We start from the raw sequence: 20,775 nt of genomic DNA on the forward strand, positions 1-20,775 counted from the left end.
GCCTCTGCAGCAGCTTCACCGGAGAGGACATGAACCAGGCATTGCAACAACTGATTAACGGGTTGACCTTGGGCGCCGTCTACGGCCTGATCGCGATCGGCTACACGATGGTCTACGGCATTATCGGCATGATCAATTTCGCTCATGGCGATATTTACATGGTGAGTGCGTTTATCGCCGTGACCTGCTTCACCCTGCTTGCAGGCAGCGGAATCTCGTCTGTCGTGGCGAGCATTGCAATTACGCTGATCGTCTCGATCGCGCTGACGTCCGTATTCGGTTGGACAGTCGAACGTGTCGGTTATCGGCCGCTTCGCGGGTCCAATCGTCTCGCCCCCCTGATCTCGTCGATCGGGATTTCCATCTTTTTGCAGAACATGGTGCAGCTTACTCAAGGCGCGCGAGTCAAGTCTATTCAGCCGCTTGTGACGGGAGGCGTGAATCTTTTCTCCGGCGAACAGTTTCACGGACCCTATGTTTCGTACGTGCAAATTCTTATCGTGACGGTAACGATCCTGCTGATGTGTGCTTTCACGTTGTTCATTAATAAAACGCCTTTCGGCCGACAGCAGCGAGCCTGCGAACAGGATCAGCGAATGATGCAGTTCCTCGGTTACAACGTGGATCGGATCATCGCCCTGACATTCATGATCGGCGCCGCACTGGCCGCCGTCGCCGGCGTCATGGTGACGCTTTACTACGGCGTGATCGACTTCTCGATTGGATTCGAGGCGGGTATCAAGGCGTTTACCGCGGCCGTGCTCGGCGGAATCGGCTCGATTCCCGGGGCAATGCTCGGCGGCGTGATCATCGGCTTGATCGAAGCGTTCTGGGCTGCCTACCTCTCACCTGAATACAAGGACGTGGCTACGTTCGTGATTCTGATTGTGGTCCTGATGTTTCGTCCATCCGGGCTTCTCGGCCGACCCGAAGTGGAGAAGGTGTGATGAGTTCGACGGTCATGCAGGAAACGAATCTACATTTTCGCGTCAAGGATGCGCTTGGCGCGGCGCTGGTCGCGGGCCTCGTCGGCTTACCTATGCTGGGTTTGACGACGCGGGATGGCAGCAATGGTCTTGAGGTTCAGACGCGCTGGGCGTTGCTGGCGGCTTTCATCGCGATCGCGTTTGCCGGGCGCATCGTCATGCAGTTTCTGCTGCAGCGTTTTGGTCTTTTTTCAAAGCGTTGGGCGCGCGCCAGATCCTCTGCTCAAGTCAGGGGTAATGGCTCGCTTGTCTGGGCCGGCGCAGGATGCGTGGCGTTCGCCGTGCTGCTGCCTGCGTTGTTTGCTGGAAACCGCTACGTGGTCGATACAGCGACGACCGTCCTGATTTACGTCATGCTCGGCTGGGGCCTGAACGTCGTCGTCGGTCTGGCGGGGTTGTTGGACCTGGGTTATGTCGCGTTCTACGCGGTAGGCGCGTACACATACGGCCTGTTGTCGACGCATTTCGGCTTTGGGTTCTGGCAGTGTTTGCCGATCGCCGGCGGCCTCGCCGCGGCATTCGGCATGTTGCTCGGCTACCCGACTCTGCGGCTCAGAGGCGATTATCTGGCCATCGTCACGCTCGGATTCGGGGAGATCATCCGGTTGATACTCGTGAATTGGGGCGACGTCACAGGCGGACCCAACGGCATCTCGTCCATTCCCAAGCCGACCTTCTTCGGGCTCCCCATGCAGGCGTCCGGTGACAATCCGACCTTCGCGACGGTGTTCGGCCTTGATTACTCACCCGGCCAGCGCGTCGTCTTTCTGTACTACCTGATCCTCGCACTTGCGCTACTGACGAACCTTCTCGTCTCACGGCTCAGACGGCTGCCAGTCGGACGCGCGTGGGAAGCGGTGCGTGAAGACGAGATTGCCTGCAAGGCAATGGGCATCAACGTAACGAATGTGAAACTGTCCGCCTTTGCGACCGGTGCAATGCTGGCCGGATTCGCCGGCGTGTTCTTCGCCGCGCGGCAAGGGTTCATCTCGCCAGAGAGCTTCACGTTTTCAGAGTCGGCCACGATTCTCGCGATCGTGGTGCTCGGCGGGATGGGAAGCCAGCTCGGCGTCGTTCTTGCGGCGGCCTTGCTGGTGGTTTTGCCCGAGTTAGGGCGTGATTTCTCCGAGTACAGAATGCTTCTTTTCGGTGTTGCGATGGTGTTTATCATGGTGGTGCGGCCCGGCGGGCTGATCAGCCATCGCCGCGCGACTGTCAGCGCGCCCGGCGTGGAGGCAAAGCCATGAATGTCTCCGTTTCGCTGCTCAGCGTTGAGAATCTGACGATGCAGTTTGGCGGGCTTCGCGCAATCGAAGACCTGTCCATGACGGCGCGCGCAGGAGAGGTGACCTCGGTGATCGGGCCGAACGGCGCTGGAAAGACGACTTTCTTTAACTGTCTGACGGGTTTTTACAAGCCGACCCACGGTGCCATCACGTTGGGGCATCCCCGTCATGGCGAACTGCGGCTCGATGCCATGAGGAACGTGGATGTGGCGCGGATTGGCCAGGTCGTCCGGACGTTCCAGAACATACGGCTGTTCCCGCGGATGACTGTGCTCGAAAATCTGATGATCGCCCAGCACAATGTATTGCAGGACGCATCCCGGTTCTCGATCGCCGGCGCATTCAATGCGAGATCCTTTCGACGCGCGAATGACGAGGCGATAGAAAACGCCCTGACGTGGCTCGAGCGTTTGAGCGTTCGCGACATAGCCAACAAACCTGCTGGTGACATGCCATATGGCGTGCAACGTCGCGTCGAAATCGCACGCGCAATGTGCGCGAGCCCCATCTTGCTGTGCCTCGATGAACCGGCCGCCGGCCTGAATCCACGCGAGTCGGCAGAGCTTACCGCGCTGTTGACCTCGCTCGCGAGAGAGCAGGGTATCGGCATATTGTTGATCGAGCACGATATGAGCGTCGTCATGAAGGTGTCGGACCATATTGTCGTGCTCAATCACGGGAAGAAGATTGCAGAGGGCTTGCCTTCTGACATCAAGGTGAATCCCGAGGTGATCGGCGCCTACCTCGGCGAGGACGACGAGACGTCGTCACGCGATCAGGCCGCGCAGGAGAAGTCAGCCCATGCTTAAGATTACCGAACTCAGTGCGCACTATGGCAGCGTCCAGGCACTACGCGGAGTCAGTCTGAGTGTGAAGACTGGCGAGATCGTTACCTTGATCGGTGCGAACGGCGCAGGCAAGTCGACGTTGATGAATACCATTTTCGGCTATCCACGGGCCAGTGGCGGCAAGGTCGAATTCGACGGGCGGAATATTTCAAACCTGCCATCGCATGCGATCGGCAAGCTCGATATTGCGGTGGTGCCGGAAGGGCGCCGGATCTTTCAGCGGATGACGGTGCTGGAGAATCTCCTGATGGGCGATACGTCGGCCAACCGTCGGACCGCGGGTGAACTCGAGCGCATGTACGAGATGTTCCCGATCCTGAGAAGCCGGGCCTCGCAGCGTGCCGGCACGCTGTCAGGAGGGGAGCAGCAGATGCTCGCGATAGGACGCGCGTTGATGTCGCAGCCAAGATTGCTGCTACTCGATGAGCCATCGCTCGGCCTCGCACCGATCTTCATCAAGAAGATTTTTTCCGTCATCAGGGAGTTGAACGAGCAGCTCGGCATGACGATTCTGCTCGTTGAGCAGAACGCTCATCACGCTTTGCGCGTTGCGCATCGAGGGTACGTGCTTCAGCATGGACAGATTGCTCTCGATGGAAGCGGTGCTGAATTGCTGGCCAACCCTGCGGTGCGGGCAGCATATCTGGAGGGTGACACCTCTCAACTGGACGCGGCCTGAAACGGTGATCCGGAGTGCAGGGGAGGCTCGCTGCACATTTTTCGAGGTCCGGGGCAGCAAAAATGTAGCAATTCTCCGCAGAGCGATGATGCGCTGCCGGTGATTCGGGTGCCGCGACGGACAAGGGTTGTCTCGCCTGTAAGGGGGCGTCTTTCCCCCAAAATTGTGCAGAATCCCGCGGAAATTGGCCGAGCCGTCTCAAGACGGGAACTTTGCAAAGATCCAGAATGTTGGAAACCGAATCGATCGTCCCCACCGGGATTGCGTTCCAGAATGGATATCTGTCTATCAGCCTGCCTGGATTGCACGGGACGGTGGCAGCCTGTACGGAACGAACTCAGGCGTAGGCCATCGGAGCGGTACGCTCAATGAACTGATTTTTACGGAGTTTTCGCATGAAAGTGCTCATCGTTTTCGCTCACCCCGAACCTAAGTCGTTCAACGGCGCGCTGAAAGATACGGCGGTCTCGACCCTGAAAGCGCGGGGGCACGAGGTTCAGGTCACCGACCTGTATCAACTGCAGTGGCGGCCCGAGCTTGGTGTGGAAGACTTCGTGGGTGAGCGTCTCAACCCTGATTTTCTCGATCTCTCGGCGGAACAGGAGCATATGTTCGGGACGTCGACGAAGCCGACACCGGATGTCTACGCCGAACAGCAGAAGGTGCTGTGGAGCGATCTGATCATCTTCCAGTATCCGATGTGGTGGTTCGGGATGCCCGCGATCCTCAAGGGCTGGGTGGATCGCGTGATGACCCGTGGATTTGCCTATGCGACCGGGCGGAAGTACGAGACCGGTATGTTCAAAGGCCGCAAGGCCATGGTCTCGACCACCACGGGAACGGCCGCGAGCCTCTACGAGCCGGACGGTGTGGACGGCGATATCAATCACATTCTCTGGCCGATTCACAATGGGATCTTCAATTATCTTGGCTTCGATGTGCTGCCGCCACATGTCTCCTGGATGCCAGGCCGTGTGAGCGCCGAGGATCGGCAAGCCTATCTCGACTCCTACGCAGCGCGGTTGCGCACGCTCGAGACCACCGAGCCCTTGTTCTTCCATCCCTTTGCGGACTTTGGTCCGGACCAGCGTTTGAAGCCAGGTGTGGTGGCCCGTTCCGGCTTCCAATGGAATCCGGCCGTCGGCCAATCGCATGATGAAGCGGCAGAAACGTACACGCCGAAGAAGATTGCCAAGGCAGGATGATCTGGTGTTACGTCGGACCGCAGTTGCTTTCGAACGCTTCTGTGGTCCAGCATCGAAACTGACCAGGAGTGAAACGCACGATGGAAAAGTTGCCGCTGTTTCAGAAGTTGCACCACGTTTGCATCGTGGTTCGTGACATCGAAAGCGCTGTGAAGTATTACGAGTCGATCGGAGTGGGTCCGTGGAGCGATTTTCCGCCGTTGGATGCGTACAAACTGGACGGCTACGATCGTCCAGCCTTTCTGAAGATGCGCTATAGGTTCGCGAACATCGATAACGCCCAACTGCAGCTTTGCCAGCCAGGAGACGGAGACACGCCGCAACGGCGTTTTCTGGAAACGCGCGGCGAAGGGGTTTTCCATCTTGGCTTCTCTGTGGAGAGCTGCGATAAAGCAGAGGAACAGGCCGCGAGCGCCGGACTGGATGTTCTGGCACGCGGTCGTCTCGATGATCGAAGCGGCTTTACGTACTTCAGGACGGTCGACGAAGGCGCTGGCGTCACGCTGGAGGTTCGGGCACCGAGTACCCGGGCAGCGCAAGGACTCAAGTCCTGACACACACCTGGCGTTGTGCAACGCAACGCGTGATTCTGTCGTTATCCCAGCCACCCGCATTGTATTAAGAACCGCCCCGCGGCATGCCGCGGGGCATCGTCCTGGTTATCTCATGACGAACGGATTGGCAGTCTTGACCCCGGTATTGATCCAGACGCTCTTCGTCTGCAGATACTCGCGGATCGCGTCGATGCCGTTTTCGCGGCCCAATCCGGAATCCTTGTAGCCGCCGAACGGCGACATGTAGCTCACCGCGCGATAGCTGTTCACCCAGACCATGCCGGCCTGCAGTTTTTCAGCGACACGAATGGACCGGCCAATGTCCTTCGTCCAGACACCTGAGCCCAGGCCGAAGCGCACATCATTGGCGAGCGCGATCGCCTCGTCTTCGTCCTTGAACTTGATGATCGACAGGATGGGACCAAAGACCTCTTCCTGAGCGATACGCATGCTGTTGTTCACATCGCCGAAGATGGTCGGCTCGACGAACCAGCCATTACCGCATTCGGGGGCACTCCCGGGCTTGCCACCGAGCAGAAGCGTCGCCCCTTCCTGCTTCGCGGTTTCAATGTAGGACAGGACTTTCTGATATTGAGGGCGCGTCGTTATCGGCCCGACCTGTGTATCCATACTCGACGGATCACCCATTTTCGCGGTGCGTGCCAGCGTCAGGAGTTTGTCCACGAATGAGTCGTAGATGCTTTCCTGCAATAGCAGCCGCGAGCCGGCAATACAGGTCTGTCCGGTCGCCGCGAAGATGCCGGAGACCGCGCCATTTACTGCGTCTTCCAGATCGGCATCCTCGAACACGATGTTGGGTGACTTCCCGCCGAGTTCGAGACTAACGTGTTTGAACTGACGTGCTGCTGCCTCATTGATCGCACGCCCTGTGGAGTCCGCGCCGGTGAACGTGATCTTCTTGACCAGTGGGTGTGCTACCAGCGGCGAGCCGACGTCCACACCGAATCCGGTCACGACGTTCACTACGCCCGGCGGAAAGCCGGCTTCGGTGAAGAGCTTCGCAAACTCGATCGTGGACGCCGAAGTGAACTCGGACGGCTTGATCACGACCGTGCAACCTGCGGCCAACGCGGGCGCGATCTTCCACGTGGCCAGTAGAAGGGGCGAATTCCACGGCGTGATTGCGGCGACCACACCCAGCGGCTCATGGCGCGTGAAATTGAAATATCCTTTCTTGTCGAGCGGAATGACAGCGCCCTGTATCTTGTCCGCGAGGCCGCCAAAATAGTAGTACCACTGCGGCAAATACTGGCACTGGGCGAGCATTTCGGCCATGAGCTTGCCGTTGTCCCTTACTTCGAGTTCGGCAAGCCGCTTTGCGTCTCGCGCAATCAGGTCGCCAACCCGATGCAGCAGCAGGCCTCGCTGGCTCGGGGACATCTGTGACCATGATCCTGTACTGAATGCCGTATGCGCCGCTTGCACTGCCCGATCGACGTCGGCCGCGTTGCCCTTTGCAATCTGCGCCCAGGTTTCACCCGTGAAGGGGTTTTCGGTGTCGAACCATTCGCGCGAAGCTGATGGGCATGATTCGCCGTTGATAAACATCTCAAACCGTTGCATGACTTTCATCTCCTCTTCAATCATTCGCCCACGGGCAGACGCCGCTGGGACTCCGCCAGGATTTCCTGTGCTTTCAAAATGACTGGCCGGTCTACCATGCGGCCGTCCACGGCAACCGCCGCGCCGTGGGATACGGCTGCACCTTCAACAACCCGGTGTGCCCATTCGACATCTTTCTCACTGGGGATGAATGCAGCATTGACCGCAGCGACCTGCTTCGGATGAATACAAAGCTTGGCGCCGAAACCAAGGCGTTTCGCACGGATCGTGTCGCGGGTGATCTGTGCGGGATCGTCGAGCGTGGTGCTGACCCCGTCTACCGGTGGAAGCAGATTGCCGATGCGAGAAGCCAAGACGAGCTGTGAGCGGAAATACAGCAATTGCTCATCGTCGCCGTCAATGCCGAGGTCGAGCTGGAAATCCACATTGCCGAATACAAGTCGCGTGGTCAGCCGGTGCTGGGCGATCGCGACCACATTCCGAAAACCTTGGGCCGTTTCGATCATCGGCAAGATGTCGGTCGGCTTGCCGGCGAACTCGCAGAGGAAGATATCGTCGATGCGTTCGGTTTTGGGCAGCATGACGGCGGAGACAGCTGGCGCACGGCACACGGCGATGTCGTCGCGAAACCATTCGCTGTTCACATCATTGACCCGCACGGCGACTGGCGTACTGTTTGTCGACAACCACTCGGCGAGGGCCGCTCGCGCGATTTTCTTTTCGGTGGGAGGTACGGCATCCTCCAGATCGATAACGACCACATCGACGCCCGACGCAGCTGCCTTGGCAAACCTGTCCGGCCGGTTGCCGGGAACGAAGAGATACGACCGGGGTGCAAGGTCAGCCATGTTGAGCCTCCAGTTTTGATTCAGGGAGCAGTTTGGGTACGACGGTTGCATCGCTAATCGCCCATACCGACGCGATTGAGCGCTTGAGTTCGTCTTCGGTGGCCGCATTGCCATACAAACCCAGCGTGATCGTTTTGTGCTCGAGTTCGGCGCGCGTGAGCGTGTTGCCTGGATCGCCTTTAGGATCATCCACGCGGCCCTCGAAGGTGCGCCCATCCTTCGTCTGAACGATGACCTTGCCGATCCAGCGTGACGGATAAGCCTCGTCGACTTCAGGGTCGAGCACCATCGAAACCTTTTTGCAGAAGTGCGCGATCCTGCTTTCCTGGTAATGGCCGTCGAACTCACGTACGCCCGCGTGGCCGAATTCCGCTACCAGCGCGAGGACGGTGCCCATGGAGAACTTCGCGTGATGGACCGTCTTCGGATCGGTGACCGGGCCGAGGACGTCGATTGCTGCCTGATGAACATGGGTCACTACTGTCTCAATGTCGTCCGGCACTATTCGATCCCGCTGAATAACCTGCAGCAAAGCATCGGCTGCCGGATGCGTGTGCCGGCACGAAGCGTGATACTTGAACGACGTTTCGATCAGCGCCCAGCGCGTGCCGAGCTCTTCGGCGAGTTTGTCCGGATGCGTTTGCGTGGACATGCCGGCCCCCATGCCTTTCGCCCCCTCGAAGATGTCCTTCGCTCCGGTGAAGCCGTCGGCAGCCAGGTAGGCGGCGAGAAGACCGTTCGCCGCGGCCTTGGCCGTGTGCAGTTGTTTGGAGTCGGCAGCGTCCTTGAGGAACTCCCAAAGCCCCGCTGCCTGAGTGCCAGCGGAACCAAAGGCATTCAGCATCTGCTCGTCGCTCAATCGCAAAAGATTACCGACCGCTGCTGCGGCCGCGATCGTACCGACCGTACCGGTGGTATGAAAAATCCTGTAGTGCGACCGGCCGAGGAATTCACCGACACGGATGCCGACCTCATAGCCTGCGACAGACGCCGCGATGAACTCTTTGCCGCTTCTGCCGAGCGCTTGCGCGGTGGCCCAGGCCGCGGGGAAGACGACGGTTGCCGGGTGCAGGACCGAACTATTGTGAAGATCGTCCTGTTCGGCGAAATGCGATGCGGCGGCGTTGATCATGGCCGCAAAAAGCGGGCTGCTCGTTCGGCGGGAGATCAGCACTTCGCAGGGACCGGACTGCGGGCCGAAAGCGAATGCGTGTTTCTGGATCGTCTCGACGGGGCGCGCTTCGCGGCCAGCCAGTGCCGATCCGAACCAGTCAAGGAAGAGATCTTCCGTGCGTGCCACCACGTCCCTGGGGATCTGTTCAAACTTGAGGTTGGCCGCAAACGAAGCAAGAGTCTGGGTATTGCTCATAACAGGCTTACCTTAAACGGGGAGTTAGATGACGGCCGCTTTACGAAGCTCGCGGATGGTATCTGCTGGGAAGCCCAATTCATTCAAAAGGGCTTCGGTGTGCTGGCCCAACGCGGGCACGGCGTCAAGTCGAACATCGGATGCTGTGCTGACGCCTGGCGGCAACAAGGCGGGAATCACGCCTGCGGGAGAGTCGATGCTCACCCAGCGATTACGTTCTTTAAGCTGGGGATGCGACCAGACGTCGGGCATATCGTTCATGCGTGCGTTGGCGATCTGCGCGTTGTCCAGACGGCTGATGACTTCTTGCGAAGTCAGTTTGCTGAATGCGGCGACAATGATCTCGCGCAATTCCTCGCGTGCTGCTACCCGCTTTGAGTTTGAACTGAAACGAGGATCGATGGCGAGGTCAGGTTCCAGCAGAACCTGTGCGCAGAAGACACCCCATTCACGCTCGTTCTGCAATCCCAGCATGACTGTTTTCGCATCGCCGGCGGGGAAGGGACCGTAGGGATAGATGGTCGCGTGAGCAGCGCCGGCGCGAGGCGGTGGAGATGCGCCGTCGAACGCGTAGTAAAGGGGATAGGTCATCCACTCCACCATGCTCTCGAGCATCGAGACGTCGATCTCCCGTCCCAAACCAGTCTTCGATCGTTGCAGAAGCGCGGAGAGGATGTTCGTATAGGCGTACATCCCTGCCGCGATGTCGGCAATGGAGCAGCCGGCTTTTGCCGGTGAGTCGGGAGCGCCGGTGATGGAAAGGAACCCGGACTCACTCTGGATCAGCAGGTCGTAGGCTTTCTTGTCCCGGTAGGGACCGTCGGAACCGTAGCCGGAAATGTTGCAGACAATCAGGCGAGGATACCTGTCATGCAATGCTTCATACGACAGGCCGAGTCGCGCTGCGGCACCGGGTGCCAGATTCTGCACCAGCACGTCGGCGTCCTCGAGCAGGCGCTCGAGAATACCCTGCGCCTGTGCTGCCTTGACGTCCAGCGTGAGGCTCTCTTTCGAGCGGTTGCACCATACAAAGTGCGAGGCCATGCCGTGCACGCGTTCATCGTAGGCACGCGCGAAGTCCCCGACACCAGGCCGTTCTATCTTGATCACACGTGCGCCAAGATCCGCAAGCTGGCGAGTGCAGAATGGCGCCGCAATCGCGTGTTCGAGGGTGATGACCTTCACGCCGTCCAGCGGTTTCATGTCGGTTTCCTCAGAAAGAGCGCGGCAGACCGAGCAGGTGCTCGGCTACATACGAAAGAATCAGATTGGTCGAGATCGGCGCGACCTGATAGAGCCGCGTCTCGCGGAATTTGCGTTCGATGTCGTATTCGTTCGCAAACCCGAAACCGCCGTGAAACTGCAGGCACGCATTCGCGGCTTCCCATGAAGCGTCCGCGGCGAGCAGCTTTGCCATATTGGCCTGCGCGCCGGCCGGCTGTTTGGCATCGAAAAGCTCGCATGCCTTGTATCGCATCAGGCTCGCCGCTTCGACGTTGACGTGCGCGCGGGCGATGGGAAACTGCACGCCCTGGTTCTGTCCGATCGGGCGGCCGAAGACGACGCGCTCCTTGACGTACTGACAGACCTTGTCGAGGAACCAGTACCCGTCGCCGATGCATTCAGCGGCAATGAGTGTCCGTTCAGCGTTCAGACCATCAAGGATGTATTTGAAGCCTTTGCCTTCTTCACCGATGAGGTTCTCGGCGGGGATCTCGAGGTTGTCGAAGAAGAGCTCGTTGGTCTCGTGATTCACCATGTTCGGGATAGGGCGAACGGTCATGCCTTTGCCGATCGCCTGATGCAAGTCGACCAGAAATATCGACATGCCTTCGGATTTCTTTGCAACCTGATCGATCGATGTGGTCCGCGCGAGCAGAATCATGAGATCGGAATGCTGGATGCGGGAGATCCAGACCTTCTGACCATTGACGACATAGCGGTCGCCTTTGCGAACCGCGGTCGTCTTGAGCCTTGTGGTGTCGCTGCCGGTTGTCGGCTCGGTCACGCCCATCGACTGAAGCCGCAACTTTCCGCTGGCGATTTCCGGAAGGTACCGGGCTTTCTGTTCAGCCGAGCCGTGTCTGAGCAGTGTCCCCATGTTGTACATCTGCCCGTGGCACGCACCGGAATTGCCACCGCTGCGGTTGATCTCTTCCATGATCACCGACGCTTCGCTCAGGCCGAGCCCGGAGCCGCCATACTCCTGCGGAATGAGGGCGGCGAGCCAACCGGCGTCGGTTAGCGCCTGCACAAAGGTCTCAGGGTAGGCACGTTCCTCGTCCACCTTGCGGAAGTACTCGGCGGGGAAGTTGGAACACAGATCGCGAACCGCATCGCGAATGTCCTGATAGGGGTCAACGTTGGCCAGCACTTGTCTCTACTCCTCAGAGTTCATTTTTGAAAAACTTACGCGGGCGCCGATAGTGTCGCCTCGGCATCGACGCACAACACGCCGGTGGAATTGGCTGCCCAGAGCTTCACGTCTGTCGATCCGGGGGCGTGGGCTGCGTAGATATGGAAAGGGGAGCGCTCAAACAGCGGGTTGACCGCTTTGAATGAGAAAGAAGCGATCGATTCGCGAGGCAGGCTGCGTCGGACGAGGTCGATCAGCAATGTCGCAGTGAGTGGACCGTGGACGACCAGCGCCGGGTAGCCTTCCTGCTCCTGTGCATAGGTGCGGTCATAGTGAATGCGGTGCCCGTTGAAGGTATCGGCGGAGTAGCGAAAGAGCAGAACCGGGTCAGGCACGATTTCCCGTTTCCAGGTGTACTCCGCCGGCGCGGTTGGGCCAGTTGCCGCGGCGTACGCAGTTGTTGCGGGTTCGCGGTATACAACGTCCTGTTCTTCGGAAATCAGCGGACCGTCGAGGTCCTCCAGTTCGTGACGCAGACGCACAAACACGAGTTTTCCTGTGCGTCCTTCCTTGGCTGCCACGTCAAGAATCTGCGATGTCCTCGTGACTTCACCGCCAACCACGAGCGGACGCTCGAACCGCACGCGGCTGCCCGCCCACATACGTCTGGGCAGCGGTACGGGCGGCAGGAATCCACCGCGTTTCGGATGTCCGTCCGCGCCGACCTGTGATTGCGAAACGATGTGGGGGAAAAGCGCCCAGTGCCACAGCGCCGGCAAAGGACTGCCGGCACGCGGGACGTCCTCATGGTCCAGCGTAGCGGCGAGTTGTTGCGCGAGACGAGGAGAGACGAACTCGCGTTCGACCTGTGTACGGCCGATCCAGGAGCGCAAGTAGTCGAGTTCTGCAGTCATTGGAGTGTCGGGTAGCGTCGTTCACGCTAGATTGACGCACCGGCCTGCTGACTACAATTTGTGTGTGGAGAAGAGGGCTTTAAGCGCAGATTAAAGCTGACGTTCAGGCCGACAGGGACTCACGATCGGTTTTGCATTTCTGCGTGAGAAGGTCGACCAGTTCACGCGCGAAAGACGGCAGCAGGTCGAGGTTGCGCACGCAGATCAGCAGGTTGCGCGTCGCCCAATCGTCTTCGATTTCAACGAGCCGGATGTTCATGGTTTTCACGTAGCGTACCGCTGACGAACACGGCAACACGCCGATTCCGACGTTAGCTTCGATCATGCGGCACAGCGCTTCGAAGTTGCCCACTTCAATTCGCACCTGAAGTTTCTTGTGCATGTCGTTCGCTACGCGGTCCAGAAAGGTGTGAATCGCGCTGGCTTCAGGCATCCCGACGAAGTCGAACCCCGTTGCCTGCTCAAACGGGACGGACGTTTTTCCAGCAAGTGGATGGGAGTTCGAAACCGCCAATATGAGCCGGTCTGAGCGGTACGGCAAAACTTGCAAAGATTCGGGCCTGACATTGCCGGCCACTATCCCGACGTCCGCCGTGCCTTCACTGACCGCACGCACCACGTCATGGCTCAGCCGTTCGCGAAGCTCGACGTTCACGTCGGGATGGTCGGCGAGGAAGTCACGCAGGTCGTTCGGCAGGAATTCAGTCGTAGCCGTTGTGTTCGCAAAGATGCGCACATGCCCTTTGATGCCGCGCGCGTACTCCTGCATGTCGCCGCGTAACTGCTCGAGCTGTGACAGGACAAGGCGGGCGTGGTGAAGGAACGCCTGACCCGGTGGGGTGAGGGTAACCCCCTGGCTGGTCCGGTACAGCAGTTTGGTTCCCATGCTTTCTTCCAGATTCTTGATCCGGGTGCTTGCTGCGGGTACCGACATATGAAACCGCTCGGCACCACGCGTCAAGCTATCCGTCTCGGCAATACATGTGATGAGACGAAGATCAACCAGATCGAAATGCATGGCCATGATACGTGCTCCGAATGAAAAGATGCCCCGTTGATCAAGTGTAGCAAATAGCAGAAAACCGCAAATCGGTATTTGCGATGTTCTGCCGTTATATTTTTACTATCTCTGTAGCAGAAGGACATTGACGGCGAGTTGTGTTGCTGGAATTTCCAGGACTATGCAAAATTCCGCAAAATTTAAGGTGACCAGATCAAGACCGGAAAATAATCGTGCCGGACAATCGGTTCACGGTAGCGTGCCGCGCTCGTCAGGGCGGCCGCGCAGCCCAAACCATTCAATCTGGAGATAGCGATGTTGATTGCGCCGTTCAGGAACGAGCCGTTCGATTTGTTCGACACAGAAAGTGCCAAAGCAGACATGCAGCAGGCGCTGAAAAAAGTACATGCCGAGTTTGGCCAGACCTATCCGCTGGTGATCAATGGCGAGCGCGTGCAAACCGAAGCGAAGCTCGTCTCGACGAATCCATCGAATTCGCACGAGATCGTCGGCTATACCGCCAAGGCGACGACGCAGCACGCGGATGCCGCGCTGGAAGCCGCCTGGACCGCCTTCGAATCGTGGAAGCGCTGGAGCCAGGAAGGTCGATCGCGCGTCATGTTGAAGGCCGCGGCGATCATGCGCAGGCGCAAGCGCGAACTCGAGGCGTGGCTGGTCTATGAAATCGGCAAGAACTATGTCGAAGCGAGTGCCGAAGTCGCGGAAATGATCGACTTTACAGAGTACTACGCACGTCAGGCGATCAAACACGTCGGTGGTCTGGGTTCTCTGATCGATTACGACGGTGAAGAAAACGAGAGCTTTTACATCCCCCTTGGTGCAGGCGTGACGATCTCGCCGTGGAATTTCCCGATGGCGCTGATGACCGGCATGACGGTTGGCGCGATCGTGGTGGGCAACACGGTGGTTTGCAAGCCTGCGGAAGATACGGTGGTGTCATTGGCGAAGATCTTCGACATCTTCGCTGAAGCAGGACTGCCTCCCGGTGTGGTGAACTATCTGCCGGGTACCGGGCGCGAGATCGGTTCGTATCTGGTCGCTCATCCGAAGACGCGCTTCATCAATTTCACGGGTTCGCTCGCAACGGGTGCCCAGATCAACGAGTCTGCTGCAAAGCTTGCCGAAGGCCAGAGATGGTTCAAGCGGGTGTTCCTCGAGTTGGGTGGCAAGGACGCGATTCTTGTCGATGAGACAGCCAATCTCGATGATGCGGCGACCGCGGTGATCCAGGCAGCCTTCGGCTATTCCGGCCAGAAATGTTCGGCCTGCTCACGTCTGATCGTGGTGGATTCGGTTTACGACGCATTGCTCGAGAAGGTCGTTGCGAAGACGAAGGCGCTGGTTGTCAGTGAAGCGAAGGACAACCCGAGTTTCGGTCCGGTATGCAACGAACTTCAATACAGGAAGGTTCTGTCTTACATCGATATCGGTCATACCGAGGGCAAGCTGCTAACGGGCGGCAAGGCCGTGGAAAATGCAGCCGGCTATCTGATTGAGCCGACTATCTTCGGCGACGTGCCGCCTCGCGCGCGCATTGCACAGGAGGAAGTGTTCGGTCCGTTCGTTGCCGCGATTCGCGTCAAGGATTTCGAGGAAGGTCTGGCTGTGGTCAACGACACGGTCTACGGGCTGACCGGCGCGCTCTTCTCGAACGAGCGCAGCCGCATCGAGCGGGCGCGCCGTGATTTCCATGTCGGCAATCTGTACTTCAACCGCAAGTGCACGGGTGCGCTGGTCGGTGTTCAGCCGTTCGGCGGCTTCAACCTGACGGGTACCGATACCAAGACGGGCGGCCCGGACTACCTTTTGCAGTTCCTGCAAATGAAGGCCGTGGCTGAACGTCTGTAAGCGTGCGTGTTCCGGGGCGCTGCAGACGGGCTGCTCCGGTTCACACGATAGATTTCTGAAACGAACGGAATGAATACAATGGGTTTCATTGCAGACCGTATTGGCCAGATTGCTCCAGCGCAGACCATGGCCATGGCGGCAAAAGCGGCAGAACTGCGTCGCGCCGGGAAGAATGTCATATCCCTGTCGCAGGGCGAACCAGATTTTCACACACCCGGGAATATCCAGGCTGCGGCGATTCGGGCAATGCGCGAAGGCAAGACACGCTACACGGAGGCTGCGGGTATTCGGGAGTTACGCGAGGCGATCGTTGCGAAGCTGAAGCATGACAATGGCGTCGACTACCCGGTGGATAGCGTCAGTGTATCGGTTGGTGCGAAGCAGGCGATCTTCGCGGCCTTTTTCGCGACCCTCAATCCGGGCGATGAAGTGATCGTGCCGGCGCCGTGCTGGGTGTCCTATCCTGAGATCGTCAAAATGGCGAGCGGCACGCCACTCGTCGTGACGTGCGATGAAGCGGCAGGCTTCAAACTGACGGCAGCCCAGCTGGAGGCGTCGATCACGCCGCGCACCAAATGGCTGATGCTGAATTCGCCATCGAATCCGACTGGGGCGGTTTACTCGGTTGAGGAACTCCGCAGCATCGCGGACGTGCTGCGTCGACACCCTCATGTCTGGGTACTGTCGGACGACATCTACGAAAAACTCATCTACACCGCGAGCCCATTCGTCAATATCCTGAACGTGGCGCCGGAGTTGCAGGAACGCACACTCATTATCAACGGTGTGTCCAAGGTGTACTCGATGACAGGCTGGCGGATCGGCTATTCCGCCGGACCGGCTGCGCTCATCCGGGCCATGAATCTCGTGCAAGGCCAGATCGTCACCAGTGCGTCGTCGGTGTCGCAATACGCGGCGATCGAAGCGCTGACGGGGGATCAGTCATTCGTCGAGATTGCGCGATCGGCTTTCGACGAACGCCGCAAACTTGTGGTCAACACATTGAGCGACATTCCGGGACTCCACAGTAACAAGCCGGAAGGCGCGTTCTATGCATTTGTAAGCTGCCAGGGTGTCATTGGAAGCCGTACACCCCGCGGCCGGCTTCTGGAGAAGGACCAGGACTTCGTCATGTATCTGTTGGAAGAGGCGAACGTTGCAGTGGTTTCCGGTTCCGGGTTTCTGCTGTCGCCATACTTCAGACTCTCTTATGCCGCGTCGCTCGACGACTTGAACGAAGCGCTGAGCCGGATTCGCGCCGCGTGTCAAAGCCTCGAAACGGCGGCGGTCTGATCGTCCACTATCCACACACCGCCGGGCTCAGGGGAGTCCAGCGAGCCTTCGAAGGTAAATCATGAACGAAAGGATTGTCATCACGGGTGGTGGTGCAATTGGTTGTTCGATCGCGTATTTCCTGAGCCTCCAGACGACGCCCGGGCGAGAAATCTGGGTGATCGAGAAAGACCCGACCTACAGAATCGCGTCATCATCGCTCTCGGCGAGTTCGATCCGACAGCAGTTTTCAACACCTGTCTGCATTCAGTTGTCGCAGTTCGGTTACGATTTTTTCTCCTCCTGCGAGCGGGAAAAAACGCGGTACGGTGCGGGTGTCGATCTGGTGGATCGCGGCTATCTGTTCGTGGGCAACGCTCAGCAGGAGAGCGTGCTGCGTCGGCGGAGCTCACTTGCCAGATCGTTAGGGGTCGAGCTGCAGGAACATTCCGCGCAAGCGTTGCAGCACCGCTACCCCTGGATGAACGTGAGCGATCTGACTTATGCCGTTGAAGGCCTTGCAGGTGAAGGATGGTTCGATGGCTACAGCGTCATGCAATGGTTCAGAAACCGTGCGCGCGAGGCCGGCGTTCATTTCGCCACCGGTGAGGCGGCGGGCTACCGTACGTGCGGAAACCGGATTACCCATGTCGACCTGACGGACGGACGGGAAATCTCCGGCGACGCGTTCGTGAATGCAGGTGGAGCATGGTGCGCAGCGCTTGCAAAGAGCGTTGGTGTCGACCTGCCGGTTCGGCCACGACGGCGTTCAGCGTTCGTCGTGTCATGCCCGACGCCGATTCCGGATATGCCGATCCTGATCGATACGTCCGGCGTGTATCTGCGTAGGGAGCAGAACCATTTCCTGTGTATCGTCTCGCCTTCCGCGGAGATGGATCTGGATAACCTGCCGCTCGATGCGCAGTTCTCCGAATTTGACGAGATTATCTGGCCGGCGCTGGCGGAGCGGATCCCGGCGTTTGAGGCCTTGCGCGTGGAACATGCCTGGGCCGGCTACTACGAATACAACATTCTCGACCAGAACGGCATCGTCGGTCAGTCGGGTCCGGAAAACTCGTTCGTGGCAGCCGGTTTCAGCGGCCACGGCATGATGCACAGTCCGGGCGTCGGCCGGGCAATCGCGGAACTGCTGACCTTTGGCGAGTTCAGAACGCTGGACCTCTCGCCGTTATCGCCGGCGCGGCTCACCTCCGGTCAACTGGTGATTGAGGAGGGCGTTTACTAGCGCCCGTCAGGTGGTCTATCAGTGGGGATGCAGGCCACGCCCTCGGGCGTTTCGATACTGTCGGGGCGTGAGGTGCGTGGCGGACTTGAATTGCCGTGTAAAAGCGCTGTGGTCCGCGTAGCCGCAGTCCGTTGCGATATCCGTAATGCTATGGTCAGTCGTTTCGAGCAGCTTGCACGCGTGGTCGATCCGCAATTTCATCAGCAGTTGCTTGGGTGTCAGATGAAACACTTCACGGGTCAGACGTTCCAGCGTGTCGACGGAGATGGAGGCACGTTCTGCCGCCTCCGTGACGAGGATGTTCTGTCCGAGGTTCTGTTCCAGATAATCCAGATATTCCAGTAAGCGCCGGTAGCCGTGGTGGCGCTCGTCAGGCCGGGGCAGGTCGCGCGATATGCCAATCAGTCCGATCGCTTGTCCGTCTTCGTTGAGTACCGGGAACTTGGAACTCAGGCACCAGTATCGATGTCCCGCGCCGGATGAATAGAGGCGCAGGCGATCGACAATCGGAGACCGGGTTTCGATAACGTTCAGATCTTGCGCGTTGGTGCTTGCGCCGGTCACGGGAAACAGCTGATCTGCCGTCTGGCCAATCACATCGTCGCGCGCCATCCCACTTCGATTGATGAGCGTTTGATTAACGGAAAGATAGCGCGCCTGTGCGTCCTTGATGTAGTACAGCACGTCTGGAAAGCAGTCGAAGACGCGCTCGAGCATCTCGGGTTGCCGGTCCAGTTGTCGAAAGACCTCCACCAACATATCGGAATAGGCCTTGGCGGGCATAAGGGGATCAGCGCGAAGTCACAGTGATCCCGATTGTACAGGGGGTGTAACACGTGGCGAGAGCGAAGAGAGCGGTGGGGCGGCCTCCAGCTTCTCCGCCGTTCCACCGCTTTTTCGCGGGGGCCGCGCCTTGGTGCTTATTGGCTCGCGTGGGCCCTGGCGCCAAGCAATGCCTCACGGAAACGGCTTCGCAGGTACGGACCGTCACGGGGGGGAAGGGCGGTGGGTTCGGGATCGGTTCCGACCTTCACCGTGGCGAGCACGGGACCCGATGCCTTCAGAATGACGTCGACATACTCCTCGAGCTCGCCTTCGGCGTGGATCGTTGTTGCTGTTTCGAACCCGGCCGCGCGCGCAATTGCGGTGATGTCGACGCCGCGCCCCGCGTGAGCCAACTGCATACCCGTTTCCGCGTAGTGTTCGTTGTCGATAACGACGATCGAGAGATTGGCGGGCCGATCGACGCCCACGGTCGCGAGCGATCCGAGGCCCATCATCATTTCACCGTCGCCAACGAACACGATCACGCGCTTCTCAGGTTGTGCAAGCGCAAGGCCGAGCCCAAAGGAAACGGCGCCGCCCATCGCACCCCAAAGATAGAAGTTCTGTGGCGTGTCGCCTGCGGCGGCCACATCGAAGGTCGGATTGCCAAGGCTGGTCACTGCCAGAACGTCCTGCTGCCGATCGCGGAGAATCCGCTTCACCGTCAGTCGACGGTTCAGAGGCGTCGTCTGCTGAGTCATGTTCGTGCTCACTTGTTAAAGTTCTTGGTGCCGATGACGCGTTGTCCGATGAGGACGGCGACCATCCGGGAGGTGTTGTAGCCGAAATTCAACGCCGCGCGAACGGTCTCGGGGACCTCGGCGGGATCATCCGCACGGTAGACATAGACGCCCGCCGATTCGAGGGCTTCCTGGGTCGATTTGCCCATGGCGACTTGCCAGGGATTGAATTCACCCCACTCTCCGCGCATGGTGACGAGCATCACGATGGGCATACGGCATTCGTGCTGCAGGGATAGCATATTGATGCAGTTGCCCACGCCGCTCGACTGCAACAGCAGTACGCCACGCTGGCCACCGATCCACGCGCCGCCCATCATGGCCACCCCTTCTTCCTCGGTGGTCAGTGAAACCGCATGGATTCCGGCGTCTGCTTCGCAGAGTTCGATAAGACGTTTGTGCCCTGCATCAGGCACGTAGGCCACTTGCCGCACATCAGCGGCTTTGAAGTGCTCGAAGATTGTTTCCGGCCAATTGACTGACATGATGACGAGTTTTGGTAGGTTGATGAAAACGGATAGCCGTCGCGCTTCACAGGGCCGATCGATTACCTTGCATTGATGGGTGATAGCGTGCATCAGCAAAAGTCGTCGCTCAATTACTGATTGCGGAAGACGCGATTAGGCAGGGGTTAACGGAATCGGTCGGCGTGGACTCGCGCGTGTCTGCGCTCCGTTCCGGCTTGCGCAAGCATTCGAACACTTGAAATGCGGTGTTCCAGAATGCCGAATTCCAACCTCTGGTTTGAGTCAGCACACTGGCATGCAAACCGATTGGAGAGGGAGTCATGAAGATTGTTGTGCCAGTCAAGAGAGTGGTCGATTACAACGTGAAAGTCCGGGTGAAGTCGGACGGCACGGGCGTCGACATCGCGAACGTGAAGATGTCGATGAATCCGTTCGACGAAATCGCGGTGGAAGAAGCGGTGCGTCTGCGCGAAGCGGGCGTGGCAACTGAAGTGATCGCGGTGTCGGCGGGTGTGGCGCAGTCGCAGGAAACGCTGCGCACGGCGCTGGCGATCGGCGCGGACCGCGCGATCCTGATCGAGTCGAACGAAGATCTGCAGCCGCTGGCTGTCGCCAAGCTGCTCAAGGCGCTGGTCGACAAGGAACAGCCGCAACTGGTCATCCTCGGCAAGCAGGCCATTGACGACGATTCGAACCAGACCGGCCAGATGCTGGCTGCGCTGGCGAA

At 58.9% G+C, this 20,775-nt stretch carries 20 protein-coding genes; 10 read left to right on the forward strand and 10 right to left on the reverse strand.

The features are described from left to right. Positions 1-29: 29 nt before the first annotated feature. The 6 genes from BCY88_RS17590 (at position 30) to BCY88_RS17615 (ending at position 5,558) form a co-directional block, all read left to right on the forward strand. The gene (locus BCY88_RS17590; protein ID WP_120345493.1) at positions 30-947 is read left to right on the forward strand and encodes an ABC transporter permease subunit; all 918 of its coding nucleotides are present in this window, start codon (positions 30-32) and stop codon (positions 945-947) included. After that, on the forward strand, positions 947-2,233 hold the full coding sequence (livM, locus tag BCY88_RS17595; RefSeq protein ID WP_120345494.1) for a high-affinity branched-chain amino acid ABC transporter permease LivM: 1,287 nt from the start codon (positions 947-949) through the stop codon (positions 2,231-2,233). The genes BCY88_RS17590 and livM overlap by 1 nt, the downstream gene beginning before the upstream one ends. Then, on the forward strand, positions 2,230-3,081 hold the full coding sequence (locus BCY88_RS17600; RefSeq protein ID WP_120345495.1) for an ABC transporter ATP-binding protein: 852 nt from the start codon (positions 2,230-2,232) through the stop codon (positions 3,079-3,081). The genes livM and BCY88_RS17600 overlap by 4 nt, the downstream gene beginning before the upstream one ends. After that, positions 3,074-3,799, forward strand: a complete 726-nt coding sequence (locus tag BCY88_RS17605) for an ABC transporter ATP-binding protein (protein WP_120345496.1) — start codon at positions 3,074-3,076, stop codon at positions 3,797-3,799. The genes BCY88_RS17600 and BCY88_RS17605 overlap by 8 nt, the downstream gene beginning before the upstream one ends. A 395-nt stretch (positions 3,800-4,194) precedes the next feature. Beyond that, positions 4,195-5,004 carry an NAD(P)H-dependent oxidoreductase gene (locus BCY88_RS17610; RefSeq protein ID WP_120345497.1) on the forward strand — a complete coding sequence of 270 codons (810 nt, stop codon included), beginning with the start codon at positions 4,195-4,197 and terminating at the stop codon, positions 5,002-5,004. Positions 5,005-5,084: 80 nt separating this feature from the next. Next, entirely contained in the window at positions 5,085-5,558 is a 474-nt protein-coding gene (locus BCY88_RS17615; RefSeq protein WP_120345498.1) for a VOC family protein, read from the forward strand. A 105-nt stretch (positions 5,559-5,663) separates the two neighbouring features. On the opposite strand, the gene BCY88_RS17620 is transcribed toward BCY88_RS17615, so the two are convergent. From BCY88_RS17620 to BCY88_RS17650, 7 genes are all read right to left on the reverse strand, one after another. After that, the gene (locus tag BCY88_RS17620; protein WP_120345518.1) at positions 5,664-7,142 is read right to left on the reverse strand and encodes an aldehyde dehydrogenase; all 1,479 of its coding nucleotides are present in this window, start codon (positions 7,140-7,142) and stop codon (positions 5,664-5,666) included. Positions 7,143-7,162: 20 nt separating this feature from the next. Continuing rightward, complete coding sequence (locus BCY88_RS17625) at positions 7,163-7,990, reverse strand: HpcH/HpaI aldolase/citrate lyase family protein (protein WP_120345499.1); 828 nt, start codon at positions 7,988-7,990, stop codon at positions 7,163-7,165. After that, positions 7,983-9,359 (reverse strand): MmgE/PrpD family protein, encoded by a 1,377-nt coding sequence (locus tag BCY88_RS17630; protein WP_120345500.1) that lies wholly within the window; start codon positions 9,357-9,359, stop codon positions 7,983-7,985. Before BCY88_RS17630 ends, BCY88_RS17625 begins: the two co-directional genes overlap by 8 nt. A 24-nt stretch (positions 9,360-9,383) precedes the next feature. Further along, positions 9,384-10,562: a CaiB/BaiF CoA transferase family protein gene (locus BCY88_RS17635; protein WP_120345501.1), complete on the reverse strand. Its 1,179-nt coding sequence runs from the start codon at positions 10,560-10,562 to the stop codon at positions 9,384-9,386. A gap of 10 nt (positions 10,563-10,572) precedes the next feature. Beyond that, positions 10,573-11,733, reverse strand: coding sequence for an acyl-CoA dehydrogenase family protein (locus BCY88_RS17640; RefSeq protein ID WP_120345502.1), 1,161 nt, complete (start codon positions 11,731-11,733; stop codon positions 10,573-10,575). Between the two features lie 35 nt (positions 11,734-11,768). Beyond that, complete coding sequence (locus tag BCY88_RS17645) at positions 11,769-12,629, reverse strand: HTD2 family dehydratase (protein ID WP_120345503.1); 861 nt, start codon at positions 12,627-12,629, stop codon at positions 11,769-11,771. 103 nt (positions 12,630-12,732) lie between these two features. Beyond that, complete coding sequence (locus tag BCY88_RS17650; protein WP_120345504.1) at positions 12,733-13,653, reverse strand: LysR substrate-binding domain-containing protein; 921 nt, start codon at positions 13,651-13,653, stop codon at positions 12,733-12,735. A 291-nt stretch (positions 13,654-13,944) separates the two neighbouring features. Between BCY88_RS17650 and pruA the strand changes: the two genes are divergently transcribed. The 3 genes from pruA to BCY88_RS17665 all read left to right on the forward strand — a co-directional run bounded on the left by pruA (position 13,945) and on the right by BCY88_RS17665 (position 18,016). After that, a complete protein-coding gene (pruA, locus tag BCY88_RS17655) occupies positions 13,945-15,498 on the forward strand; it encodes an L-glutamate gamma-semialdehyde dehydrogenase (protein ID WP_120345505.1) in 1,554 nt (517 codons plus the stop codon). Between the two features lie 78 nt (positions 15,499-15,576). Further along, a complete protein-coding gene (locus BCY88_RS17660) occupies positions 15,577-16,791 on the forward strand; it encodes a pyridoxal phosphate-dependent aminotransferase (RefSeq protein ID WP_120345506.1) in 1,215 nt (404 codons plus the stop codon). A 61-nt stretch (positions 16,792-16,852) separates the two neighbouring features. After that, positions 16,853-18,016: an NAD(P)/FAD-dependent oxidoreductase gene (locus BCY88_RS17665; protein ID WP_120345507.1), complete on the forward strand. Its 1,164-nt coding sequence runs from the start codon at positions 16,853-16,855 to the stop codon at positions 18,014-18,016. Positions 18,017-18,034: 18 nt separating this feature from the next. On the opposite strand, the gene BCY88_RS17670 is transcribed toward BCY88_RS17665, so the two are convergent. From BCY88_RS17670 to BCY88_RS17680, 3 genes are all read right to left on the reverse strand, one after another. Then, positions 18,035-18,799, reverse strand: coding sequence for an AraC family transcriptional regulator (locus BCY88_RS17670; RefSeq protein WP_120345508.1), 765 nt, complete (start codon positions 18,797-18,799; stop codon positions 18,035-18,037). A gap of 137 nt (positions 18,800-18,936) precedes the next feature. Next, positions 18,937-19,542 (reverse strand): thiamine pyrophosphate-dependent enzyme, encoded by a 606-nt coding sequence (locus BCY88_RS17675; RefSeq protein ID WP_120345519.1) that lies wholly within the window; start codon positions 19,540-19,542, stop codon positions 18,937-18,939. A gap of 8 nt (positions 19,543-19,550) precedes the next feature. Beyond that, positions 19,551-20,066 (reverse strand): thiamine pyrophosphate-binding protein, encoded by a 516-nt coding sequence (locus BCY88_RS17680; protein WP_120345509.1) that lies wholly within the window; start codon positions 20,064-20,066, stop codon positions 19,551-19,553. Positions 20,067-20,368: 302 nt separating this feature from the next. Here BCY88_RS17680 and BCY88_RS17685 point away from each other — a divergent pair. Next, the coding region (locus tag BCY88_RS17685; protein ID WP_147408521.1) for an electron transfer flavoprotein subunit beta/FixA family protein at positions 20,369-20,775 on the forward strand (407 nt) is incomplete at its 3' end.

The sequence above is a fragment of the Paraburkholderia fungorum genome (assembly GCF_003610895.1).
In the GTDB taxonomy this organism is placed as follows: Bacteria; Pseudomonadota; Gammaproteobacteria; order Burkholderiales; family Burkholderiaceae; genus Paraburkholderia; species Paraburkholderia fungorum_B.